The organism is Leptospira ainlahdjerensis, assembly GCF_016919175.1.
In the GTDB taxonomy this organism is placed as follows: Bacteria; Spirochaetota; Leptospiria; order Leptospirales; family Leptospiraceae; genus Leptospira; species Leptospira ainlahdjerensis.
Genome location: NZ_JAFFPU010000075.1, coordinates 395,553 through 407,680 on the forward strand (window position 1 = coordinate 395,553; position 12,128 = coordinate 407,680).

The following is a 12,128-nucleotide window of genomic DNA, read 5'->3' on the forward strand; positions in this document are numbered from 1 at the left end:
AACCAATGTTATTTTTGTTTCAACAATTCTGCAAGGCTGTTAGACGAAGAATTTTGACCAATTATTCCCGGTATTGTGCTTTTGCTTGCAGAATTGTTATTTTTATTAAAGTTTTGGCGTCGGTTTTATCCCCGTGATTCCTTCCGCAACGCGCTCGGAAAGAGCCGCGATCGTCATCGAAGGATTGGCCCCGATTGCGGTCGGAGAAAGACTTCCATCCGCAACATAGAGCCCTGAATACGAAAAAACCTGACCGAACGTTTTCGGTTCCGCCGAAGTCACCGCATTCACTTTGGAATTCCCAAGGATACAACCGCCTAACGGGTGTACGGAGACATTGTTACGGATCGGCCATGCCCAAGTCGGCATCGCAAAATGAGCCTTCGCCTTTACGAAGGAGGCGAAATTTTTTGTTACGTCCAAAATCGCTTCGTAAAGAGGCATACTATTCTTTTGAGGCCATTGCACTTGAATACCTCGTTTTCGATCCAACACCATTCTTCCGTCAGAACGATCCACCCCCATACAAAGTAAAACCAGGGATGTGTAGGACATATCCCCTTTCATAACTTCGCTCATAAGAAAACCGATTTTTCCGAATATCTTTCCGCTCAAAAAACGTTTGAAGAGTTCTCCGATCATGTGAAAGAAAAAACCGATTCTAAAAATGAACGGGATCGCAGCCTCGGCAAAATATGCGGCAAAGACCGGATAACTTGCATCCTCCAAAACGAAAGCTTTTTTCGGATCGAAATTTTTGAAAAGATTATAGTCTGTGTACTGAGTGATGACCGGACCGTAGTTCGGATCCGCCGGTTGTGTTCCTTTAGTAGCAAAGGATAGAAAATCTCCGTTTCCGGAAAATTGTTTTCCGATATGTTCCGAAATATCGGGAAGAGTTTTGTATTCTTCCTTACACTTGAGAAGAAGCTCGGTGGTGCCTAACGTTCCTGCGGAGACCACGACCCTTTTTGTAAGAACGGAATCAAGGCCTCGGTTTGCCGAGGAAAGATCGAGAAAATAAATCCGATATCCGTGTTCACCGTGTGCGGACGGATCGTCGGTTCCATCCGAGGAAACCGGGACGATCTTTTGAACGAGATGTTCCGTTCGAACGTCGGCTTTGTATTTATTCTCGGCCACGAACAAGTAATTAAGATCCAAGGTATTTTTAGAATGGGAATTACATCCGATATCACATTCCGCGCAGTAAGTGCAGGAAGTTTGAACGGCTCCGTATCTATTTTTTTCCTGAAGTCCTATCTCTGTCGGCTTTTTAAAATCATTTCCGAAGAATACGTTAATATCGGCGAGTTTCGATTCCCTTCCTTGGGACTTTGCGAATTTCTGATAGAGTTCGGTGCGAACGACTCTTCTTCTCGGATCGTTGTTGATAGGAATCGGCCGAGATCCCAGAACTTCCTTTACAATTTTATAATACGATGTGAGACTTTTCTTTTTAACGGTCTCCGGCCATCTTTCGTCGAAGATATGATCCGGGGGTTCTAAAAAAACGTTCGCATAGATCAAAGATCCGCCACCAAGTCCAGCCGATAAAACGACGTCCATGTTCGGGTAGTTCCGAATATCGAATAAACCTGTCTGGTTTAACTTTGAAAGTTTCCCCGGTCTCAATTTTGTCTTGTTTTCTTCGGGAACGTTCCAGAAGTTTTTGGCCATGTCGTGCGGAGAACGCGGGAAAGAACCCTTTGGATATCGTTTTCCCCGCTCCAGGATCAAAACCTGACCCGGCCATTTTTTACTCAATCTACAACCGTTTACGGCTCCGCCGAAACCGGTGCCGATCACAACCGCTTCGTACTTTTTCATTACAACCCCGACAATTATGTTAATATATTAAAATAAACTAAATTCAAAACGATTCAAAAGATAAATCCCGATAACCAAAGCTCCCAAAAAAGAAACAAAGGAGAATATTAAATGAAATTTTTCCCAGCCGTCCAAAGAGCGAAATCCTTTATAACTTCGTTTCCAAGCCCATTTCGGCAATTCTTCCAATTCGTCTCCCAGTTTATGCAGATCAAAGATCGTTATCACTAAAAGGGCGAGCGTGGAAATCAGTAGAATCGGTTTTATAAAGCCGGAAACCCTGCAAAACAATTCTCCGAAAAAGCCGAGATTTCCCCAGCAGACAAACGTGCGTAACGTGACCCAGACGATCAGAATCGGTAAACCCGCAAAGACGATGAGGATTTCTCCCCAGATCGAATTGCGTTTTACCTTGCGTTTTCTTTTTTTTCGAGGGCTTTCCTCTTCGACAGTTTCTACCATAGATCGTCTCCGTTATAAAGTTCGATTTGTTTTCGAGAATCTTCGTTCTGAAAGTAACCGAGCGCTTTCCAGACTTCTAAAGAAACGGTTTTATAAGCCTTCCAAGATTTTTCACAATTTGGAGTAATCGGAATGTCTCTCAACTCCACAACCTTCTGAACATATTCCTGACAATTACTCGCTTGATATCTTTCTTTTTGTAAAGGATCATATTTTGGAAAAGAGTTCGATATTTTCAAACGGTTCAATAAGATTTTCCTCATATTGTCTTCACACTTGGTTCCAAAAATACAATGCCAAGGATTGTCGTTCCCCGTAAGCTCTCTAACTTTCGGGAAATCGTCCTTCACGATAATCTCTTTGAGTTGGGAACGGAAAAGATTGGGAATCCCTTTTGCGTATTTTTCCCATTCGGTCACTCGGTCGTCGCTATGGACGGGATGATCCGGAAGAGTCATATCGGACGCGTGTCCTCTTCCCGTAGGATACATTTTATTAGAATTGTATAATTTACGATGTGCGAATGAATCTCCTAAAAGGTGAAAAGCGAATCCTAAAGCGCATAGTTTTTCAGGTTGTTTTTCCTTTTTAGAAGTTAGTTCGTTTCTGAGTCGATCAAGAACCACGATTGCGATATTTCTGAGGTGTTCGCTGTTCCCGCCGGTCAACCCATGCAGAAGTTGCTGAACTTCAGCCATTCTTCCGAGCGTATAACGCGAACCTTGATCCGTAAAAACCCAGAGAAGATATTGGAAGGGATAATCGATCGCAAGTTTTCTATAAACCCCGATTGCATCCAGTTCCGGAACTTCGTCCGGAAGTTGCGCGCAAAACGCTACAAGAGCCGTTTCATCTTTGGTAAGCGGAGAAGGGGTATGGAAATTATTTAAAACGGTTTGAACCGTATAAAAATGACCGTCCTCTTGATACGCACCAAGGCTGTGACATAACAATAAAAGAATGATAAAGATCGATTTAGTCAATTTCTTCCCAAACATAAATCGACAATAAATGCATCTTTTGACAACAATTGCAACAATAGTTTACTTTCCCGGCCTCTTTCTTGACATTTTTTATAAAAAGAGAAGAAGGCCGGATTTCGAAAACGAAAAATCAAAGCAATCCGTTATCAGCGAAAAATCGAAACTCTCCTTTCTTTCCGAAAAGACGGAATGGAATCCGAAAGTTTTCCGGCGAAAAATATGCTTGTAAACGGAGCGTTCCGTTTCATTCTCCCCTGGGTCATTCCGTTTCCATTCAGGAAGAAAAATCGAAACCTTCGATAACGGATCGTGAGCGTTATCCTTTGTAAAGTCCAAGTCGTAACGGTTCGAATGGAAGGCCTTCCCCGTAAAAAAAATGAATCATCAGTTTAGAACTTTCGCATATACTTTCATCCTAATTTTACTTACTCAAACTTCGCTATTTTCGCAAAACTCGATCGATCTGACGAAAAATTGCGATCAGGAAGAAAATTGTGGATCGAAAGGATGGAAAATTTTAGATCGATTTGAAAACCGTTTTTTGGAGGAACGTTTTGTTCCTGATTCCGAATGGAAGAACGTTCCAATATTTCCGATCTGGGTGAACAAATTCTATTCTCACAATTCGTCGCTCCATCGGTTTACTTTTTATACGGAGTTCGATCTACCGGATCGGTTTGCGGAAAGTCCCTTAGAACCCGGAATTCGATTCGGGGAAATCGGAGAGACGTTCGAAATTTACATCAACGGCAAAATTATAGCCAAGGAAGGGGAAGTCTCAAAGGAGAAAGTAATATTCCACAGAACCGTTCGAGGTCAGGTTTATGAAATCGATCGTGAAGTTCTAAAATCGAAAGGGAACCGCTTAGTCGTAAAAATTTCCGGAGATCCGAAATACGACCATACAGGATTTTATCTGACATCCGGATACGAAATCGGATATTATAAAGAACTCATATACAAAGAGCAGGACCGTATTGCCCTTATCCTGATCGGAATTTATATCACCACCGGACTCTACCATCTTTTTCTTTTTTTAAAACGAAGAAAAGAAAGACACAATTTTTCGTTCGGTCTTTTCGCCCTTTTACTCGGGCTCTATATTTACACCAGATCTTCGGTCGTCTTTGAAAATCCGATCGATTCCACTCTGATTCAAAGAATCGAATTGATCGGTTTGTATATTTGTATCTCGAGTTATTTTACGTTTATGAGTCAGCTTTTTTACGGAAAGACAATTTCCCCGATTCGTTATTATTCGGTCTTCAACGTCCTCCTAGTAATTCCGACTTTGTTTACTCCGATGTATATCTCCGAATATTTGCTAAGGGTTTGGCAAATGGGAGCGATCTTTTACGCGGTGCCCGTAAACTTCTACGTTCTAATCAAAGGTATAAGGCTGAAACTTCCGGCGGCAAAAAGATTGTTCTTAGGCACCGTAATCATCACGTTTACGGCGATCTTCGACGTGTTGGATTCTTTATTCTTTAATACAGGCTTGGCTCTGAGCAAATACGGATTTTTCTTTTACGTGATGGGAATCGCTACCATTCTCGCCGAAAGATTCAGCGAACTTCACGCAAAGACCGAAGAACTCAATGCAAATCTTGAACAAAGAGTGGAGGAAAGAACGAGGGAACTGACTGACACTCTGGATAAAATGAGCAAGCTCAAAGATCAGCAGGACGGAGATTATTTTCTCACTTCCTTACTCATCAATCCTCTCGGACAGAATAACGCGAAGAGTGAAAACGTTAAGATCGAATTTTTTATCAAACAGAAAAAGCAGTTTCAATTTAAGAATCTCCGAAACGAAATCGGAGGCGATCTTTGTAAAACCGAAAGTATCGTTCTTAAGGGAAGAAGACTCACCGTATTTTTCAACGCGGACGCGATGGGAAAATCGATGCAAGGAGCCGGCGGCGCCCTGGTTTTGGGCGCGGTTTTTAAATCGATCATAGAAAGGACCCGCTTCAGCGCGTTTATGAAAGATCTTTATCCCGAACGATGGTTGAAAAACGCATTCATAGAATTGCATAGAGTTTTCGAAAGTTTTGAAGGTTCCATGCTGGTTTCTATCGTACTCGGAGTCATCGAAGACGACACAGGCTTTACATATTATATGAACGCCGAACATCCTTATTCCATTCTTTATCGAGACGGGATCGCTTCTTTTCTGGGCGAGAATGTGTTTTACAGAAAACTCGGATCGCAACTCGTAGAGGGAACCCTTTCCGTTCAGACGTTTCAATTTTTACCCGGCGACGTCCTTTTTAACGGATCGGACGGAAGAGACGATATTCTTTTGGAAAACATCGACGGCAAAAAAAACATGAATTACGATGAGACAAGAATTCTTCGCATCGTTGAAGAATCCCAAGGAAACCTGGAAAGAATCAACTCGCAACTCGAAAGAGAAGGAGTCCTTACCGACGATCTCTCTATTATGAAAATTGAATGGAATGGAACGGTTCCTAAAAGAGTAAAAATCAAACTTTCCAAAAAAGATAAAAAATCATTGGATAAATTTTTTAACGAAATCGGAGACGGAAAACAAACACATCCGGCGGCCTTAAAGGAACTCAGCTTTGCTTACTTTCGTTTGAGGGAATACGACAAAGCCGCTTTTTGCGCGTATGAATATTTGAAGGCCGTCCCTTCTGATGATAAAATGTTAGGTTATACTTCGAGAATGTTGAGAAAAGCCGGGGAAATCCACTCATCCGTTGACGTCGGGGAACGTTTGCGAATCCGAGATCCAAAGAACGTTCAAAATCTGAGAAATCTCATCCGTGCCTACAAAGGGCTGAACAACTCGGAAAGAATCCTCAAGCTGGAAGAAATTCTAAGCGCGACAATTTCCAATCAAAAAAAACAAAAATCGATTCCTCTTTGAATTCCCGATTTTAAAACTCGAATCCAAAGAAGAATCAAACGATTTCACGAAATAAAATTTTTTCGATAATAGGAAATCAATTTCAAAAGTTTAAACATTATTTTAGAAAAGTCTAATAAATGCGGCTTCTTCGAGAAAGATCGCTTGATGGCCTCCTTTAGAGAACCCATTCTCAACAACGATTTTTTTTCTATTTACAAACCGGTGGAACCGCTAATCTGGGAACTGAACTCTAACTCAATTTGGAAGTAAACATGGGTCATCATCACTCGCACAACCATTCTCACGATCACTCTCACGCTCATGATATCCATCATAGTTCGAGCAGAGCGTTGATGATCGCAATGACTTGCAATCTTTTATACGCCGCTCTCGAAGCAGGAATCGGGTTATGGTCGGGCTCCCTCGCTTTGTTGTCGGACGCGGGGCATAACTTGATGGACGTAAGTTCTCTTTTTCTCGCGTGGATTGCGATCAAACTTCAACAAAGAGCACCTTCTCCCGGTTTTACTTACGGTTTGAAGAAGTCTTCGATTTTGGTCAGTCTTTTCAACTCGATTCTTCTTTTTGGAACGTTTGCTTTTATCGTCTACGAATCGATCCAAAAATTTTCCAAACCGAGCCCCGTCTCCGGAGGTATGATCGCGATCGTCGCTCTCGCAGGAGTTGTTGTAAACTTTTCCACTTCGTTTTTGTTTCACAAAAGTAAAGACAGCGACTTAAACCTAAAGGGGGCTTATCTCCATCTGCTCACGGACGGAATGGTATCCTTGGGAGTGATCGTCTCCGGTTTGCTCATTCAATGGAAAGGAATTTACTGGATCGATCCTGTGGCCGGACTTCTCATCGGACTGATCATTTTATACGGAAACATACCACTTTTTAAAGAAAGCCTTCGCCTGAGTCTGGACTCCGCACCCGGCACAATCCATTCAGAAACTGTGGAGGAACAACTCAAGTTGATAGATGGAGTATTAAATATTCATCATGTTCATATCTGGTCTTTGAGCACCACAGAAAACGCGCTGACCGCCCATCTTGTTCTAAAAAACGATCTTTCTTCGGAACGCCGCAGAAACATCAAATCCGAAGCAAGGACCATTCTAAAAGGACTTCAAATCGCGCACGTAACTCTGGAAACCGAGGAAGAAAGGGACAATTGCGGCCAGGTTGATTGCAACTAACGTTTAGGAAAACAATTTTAGAATTAAGTATTTTTTAAAAACGAATTCCCGACGTTTCCTTTTCACAAAGACGAAAGCATAAATCGAATTTTCTTAAGAACCTAAGTCGTCCGGATAAAGAAAACCAAAGAGGATTTGATAGATTTCGATCGATGAAATGTAAGGATCAGAATCCCAACGTCTTCCGGTTTTATCTCAAGGGTCGGAAGACGGGAGGATTTTTTTAAAGAAGAAAAAATCCTATTCTTCTTGGTCTTCCTGTCTACCGCTCATTCGTTTTAACATAGAATCCTGTAAGATCAACATACTCGTTGTGGAAGTCGCAACGAGCTTCTTTTTCGGATTCCGAACCTCCGCGAGCATAGTCAACATCGCCGGCGATTTTGCGACAACTCTGGCTTCGATTTCAATATAGGAGTCTTGAGGTCCAAACGATCTAAAAAACTGAGTCGAAAGATCCGTAGTCACACAAGGTCTTTTCGTGGTTATGTAAGAGAGCGGACCGAACGTGTTGTCCAAAGCAGTGCAGAGCATCCCGCCCTGAAACATTCCGATCGGATTCGCAAAACGCGCGTCATACGGAAAGCTTACTAAAATTCTTTTTGGCTCTATTTCTAAAAACGCTCCCTTCATTTCTTTAAAAGATTTCGGCGGCAATTCCAGACGAATACCGTATTCTTTCGCCATTTTTTCAGACATCCTAGCGAGTTCTTCGTTAACTTTTGTAATCGTATCAGTGGCCGGCATTTTTATGCTCCTTAATTTGAATCATCGATTTGAGACTTTTGATTATTCTAGGAAAGTAATCCCTATCTTTTCGAATCCTTGCTATTTGCATCGCACCTTGGATCGCGGACATAAAGAGATCTGCGGTTTCTTTAGAATTCAATGGAAGAACGAAGGAACCGTCCTTAACACCGTCGTTCAGGGTTTGAATCAAAAAATCACGATGCTGGTTGTGAAGGACCAAAGCTTTATCACGGATCGGCTGCGTAAGGACGTGGTATTCGCTGCCGACAACTCCAAAAGGACATATCTTTTCGTTATCTCCGGTATATGCTTCGTAGAGTTTAAACAATCCGAACAAACGGACCCTCGGAGGTCTTTCCTTAAGATTTTCCGTATATTCTTCAAAGTTTTTGAAAAATATCTCAAGAAGTTCCAAACCCAATTCTTCCTTCGAAGAATAATGATAGTGAACGCTAGACTTTTTGATCCCGAGATCGTCCGCTATGTTTTGAAAGCTAAAGGACTGAAATCCGACGCTCTGAAAATAATCCCTGGCAAGGTTGACAATCTTTTCGCTTGTGTCTCCGACGAGTTTCATTTTGAACCAAACCTACCTACCAGTAGGTAGGTAGTCAATGATTTTATACTCAAGGGCGAAAAAGTATCGGTTCTTATAAAAGCTTCGATACGGTTGTGGAAATCCGTTTTTTTTTCAGTCTAAATTACCGCCCAAGGCTCGACAACTTTAGAATTTTCTACACTTCGCTTAATCGAAATCGGATTAACGGAAATTCGAATTCTTTCCCGCTTTAGCTTTGATCTTTAATTTTGGACTTCGATGTTAGGAACCGCAGAAAAAGTCCGCGAAATTATTTGGAACTCTTGACTGGAATTGGAGCCCTTGATAATATAAGACCGCTTAGGTCTCGGCTAAGAAGAAGGTTCTAAAAACGGAATAACCTCGTTTTTAGAACGTTTCCATTCTTCTTAAAACTTTAGATTATTAGAATGTTCTATTTTTTCACAAAAACGAAAAGTATATTGAAAACTGACAAAGTTTTCTTCTTTGTATTTTTAAGCTTTGTTTCGCCTAATCTGCTTTATTCGAATCCTCAAACTGAAATCTGCGAGTTCGGAAAAATAGAAATTGCGACTGACCGGAATCCTTCCGATTCGATTCCGACAAAACCGAAAACCGATCTTCCTTATTCGGAACTCAAAAAACATTTCGTCAAATTCGGGTTTATAAAAGAAGCCGTTTGGATTCGATTCAGCATCAAAGAATATCCAAGATCTAGATGTTTTCTACGAATTCCTCAGGTTACCTTGGACGCGGCGAAGGTTTTCTCCAAATCCTCGGTTCAAATTTCCGGAGACAGATTTCAGTATTCTGAAAGATCCGTGGACGATTACTATCCCGTATTTCATCTGGAACCGTCGGAGGATAAGAACGCTGAAAATATATATTATCTCTGGATTCAGACTTCTTCGATTATCAATTTCCCGCTGTTACTGGAATCCGGTTTGGAATATGAAAAAGGAAGTTATTATAGAAACCTTATCATCCTTTTTATGTTGGTTCTCAGTCTTTTTATTTCTTTACTTACGATATTCGTTTATCGTCAGACTTTGGATTCGATTTATTTGAATACCGTGGGCTTTTTGATTTTCGTATCTCTCGAAGGCTGGGCCTGTTTTGCAAGCGGATACAAATATCTCTGGCCGATGTTTCCCGAATTTCAAAACATCACACCGCCGCTTTTTGCGTTACTTGCCCTTGCGTGTTCCTTGCATTTTATGTACCAATTCCTTTTACCCTCTTCTCTTCCGAAATTTCTTCAAAGAATGTTATTCGGAGGAGCGATCGTAGTTTTGCTTTTGGCGGTTTACACTTCCTTTCTTCCTCATCGTCCGCTCGCGGTTCGGATATTCGCCTGGACTTACATCGTCGCTTGCAGTTTGATCATTATTTGTACCGTTTTGGTTTTTCGCTCCTTTAAACCCGCGAGAAAAATCACCCTTTGTATGATTCCGATCGTAGGAAGTGTAATGATTACCCTTCTTTACTATTTGGATGTGTTTCAATACAACGAATATACCGTTCACGCTTATGTCCTCGCGCTTCCCACGATTTATGTCGTGGTTATGATCAGTTTATCGGATCGCGAAAAGTTCGTAAGAAGAAAGTTCCTAAGTCGAGCTTATGATATTCAGCAGTTGCAGGAAAAATTAAGAAAACCAGATCGTCTAACGGATCCCGAATCTAAAAACAAAGCGCCTTCTCTTCAGTTCAGCATCGATCATTTATTCAAAGTAGAAAGAATTTTTAAGAATCCGGAACTGACTAAAGAAGACTTAGCGAGCATCTTGAGAATCACACCTTTCGACCTCGAACAATTTATTCAAGAAACCTCTAAACTACAATCTTTTGAGGGTTACACGAATCAATATCGAGTGGAAGAAGCAAAACACCTTTTAAAAACGAGAAAGGACCTAAAACATTTGGATATCGCCAGAAGATCGGGTTTTGTTTCCGCGAGAGAGATGGAAAAATCCTTTAAGACATTAACCGGAATGACACCATCGGAATATAGACTGATGCTCTATCCGGAGTCGATTTAAGAATGCAAACATTTCTCTTTTTCTGCATGATCTTCCTGATCAATTTTACAGAATTTTACGCAAAGGAATTGGAAGAATCGGGATTTACTCGCTTAAAAAAAACACCGACCATCCAAGGAACGGATGACGTAGAAAACTTAGAACGCGCCTTTCGAGAATCAAAGTCCTACTTTGAAAGATTGCCAGTGAAATGGAAAATAAAACTTCACAAACATTCCTACGATAGAAGAGAATTTTTGACCGCCCTGGAAAAATTGAAAGGTATTCTAAAACAGGAAAATCCGGAAAAAAGAAGAATCGAGTTTCAAAAATCGTTCTTTATTCTGGAAACTTCCGATCCGGACGAAGGAAAGATTACCGGATATTACGAAGTTATTATAGAAGGACGAGAGCGAGCGGAAGGCGACTTTGTTTTTCCGATCTTGCAAACACCATCCGATTTGGTCGTAAAAAAACAAAACTCGAAAACGGTAGTCGGAAAGAATCTCAACGGAAAATTTCTTCCCTATGAAACGAGAATCCAAATAGAAGATTCTTCTTTTTGGAAATTTAGAGCCAGGCCGATCGTTTACGTCAAAATTGTAGATCTTCACTTGGCACAGTTAGAAGGCTCCGCGATAGTTCAAATTCCGGGACAGAATCGATTTCGTATAACGTATTCTTCCGATAACGGACATAAGTATATCAGCCCCGCCGAATCTCTGAACGGTGTTTGTCAAAGTTTGATCCCATCGGATCTCAGAAAATGTATTCTTGATCATCCGCAAGAAGTCAAGGCCGCGATTTTAAAAAATCCCCGTTATGTATTCTTTCAAAAAGAATCCTCGGCGCCGAGGGGAAGCGGAGGAATCGAACTCATTCCGAAAAGATCGGTCGCGATGGACCCGAAAATCCCCTTAGGCATTCCCGTATTGATTTCCTTCGAATCGCCCGTGATCACCGAAGAAAACCGTCTGGTCTTTGTTCACGATCGGGGATCGAAGATAACCGGACACGGACGGCTGGATTATTTCTTAGGGACCGGAGAGAAGGCCGAAGAACAAGCGGGCAGAATTCAAACAGCCGGAAGAATCTTCTTAATTCTGCCGAAGAAGTGAACATTTTATTCAAAGAATCTGCAATTTGCATCAATTGCGCTCTTCGCATTAAAAAGTGCATTCAATTTTAATCATAATCTTTCTCCCTAAAAGGAGCGACGTGCTTCTCAAAAGAATTCTAATAAATCGTTTTACAACGTTATGATGTTCCGTTTCTTATTCCAAGGGAAGAATCATTTTGTTCCTTACAAGCCGTTGGGCCTAGGAATGGAAACATAACGGACCGATTATAAAAACAAAAAAGACTGTCCCCTAAGTTATCTTTGCGATATTCCGAAACAAGTTTGTTTTCGTATATCTAGAGATGATGAATTTGGGAAAAATC

The 12,128-nt window shown here is 41.3% G+C and carries 9 protein-coding genes; 4 read left to right on the forward strand and 5 right to left on the reverse strand.

What is annotated here, in order from left to right; translation table 11 throughout:
- Positions 1-105: 105 nt before the first annotated feature.
- Genes JWG45_RS20360 through JWG45_RS20370 form a run of 3 tightly spaced genes read right to left on the reverse strand, consistent with a single transcriptional unit; the run spans position 106 to position 3,290 of the window.
- Complete coding sequence (locus JWG45_RS20360) at positions 106-1,830, reverse strand: GMC oxidoreductase (RefSeq protein ID WP_205281429.1); 1,725 nt, start codon at positions 1,828-1,830, stop codon at positions 106-108.
- 27 nt (positions 1,831-1,857) lie between these two features.
- Positions 1,858-2,292, reverse strand: coding sequence for a hypothetical protein (locus JWG45_RS20365; protein ID WP_205281430.1), 435 nt, complete (start codon positions 2,290-2,292; stop codon positions 1,858-1,860).
- Entirely contained in the window at positions 2,286-3,290 is a 1,005-nt protein-coding gene (locus JWG45_RS20370; RefSeq protein WP_205281431.1) for a hypothetical protein, read from the reverse strand. The genes JWG45_RS20365 and JWG45_RS20370 overlap by 7 nt, the downstream gene beginning before the upstream one ends.
- A 361-nt stretch (positions 3,291-3,651) precedes the next feature.
- Between JWG45_RS20370 and JWG45_RS20375 the strand changes: the two genes are divergently transcribed.
- On the forward strand, positions 3,652-6,171 hold the full coding sequence (locus tag JWG45_RS20375) for a SpoIIE family protein phosphatase (protein ID WP_205281432.1): 2,520 nt from the start codon (positions 3,652-3,654) through the stop codon (positions 6,169-6,171).
- Positions 6,172-6,425: 254 nt separating this feature from the next.
- Positions 6,426-7,355 carry a cation diffusion facilitator family transporter gene (locus JWG45_RS20380; protein WP_205281433.1) on the forward strand — a complete coding sequence of 310 codons (930 nt, stop codon included), beginning with the start codon at positions 6,426-6,428 and terminating at the stop codon, positions 7,353-7,355.
- Between the two features lie 240 nt (positions 7,356-7,595).
- Here the strand turns inward: JWG45_RS20380 and JWG45_RS20385 are convergent, their stop codons facing one another.
- Both JWG45_RS20385 and JWG45_RS20390 read right to left on the reverse strand, forming a co-directional pair.
- Positions 7,596-8,102 carry a PaaI family thioesterase gene (locus JWG45_RS20385; protein ID WP_205281434.1) on the reverse strand — a complete coding sequence of 169 codons (507 nt, stop codon included), beginning with the start codon at positions 8,100-8,102 and terminating at the stop codon, positions 7,596-7,598.
- Positions 8,089-8,682: a TetR/AcrR family transcriptional regulator gene (locus JWG45_RS20390; RefSeq protein WP_205281435.1), complete on the reverse strand. Its 594-nt coding sequence runs from the start codon at positions 8,680-8,682 to the stop codon at positions 8,089-8,091. Before JWG45_RS20390 ends, JWG45_RS20385 begins: the two co-directional genes overlap by 14 nt.
- Positions 8,683-9,092: 410 nt before the next feature.
- Here JWG45_RS20390 and JWG45_RS20395 point away from each other — a divergent pair, with 410 nt between their 5' ends.
- A complete protein-coding gene (locus JWG45_RS20395; protein ID WP_205281436.1) occupies positions 9,093-10,706 on the forward strand; it encodes a 7TM diverse intracellular signaling domain-containing protein in 1,614 nt (537 codons plus the stop codon).
- Positions 10,707-10,708: 2 nt separating this feature from the next.
- Positions 10,709-11,803 (forward strand): MltA domain-containing protein, encoded by a 1,095-nt coding sequence (locus tag JWG45_RS20400; protein WP_205281437.1) that lies wholly within the window; start codon positions 10,709-10,711, stop codon positions 11,801-11,803.
- Positions 11,804-12,128 lie beyond the last annotated feature (325 nt).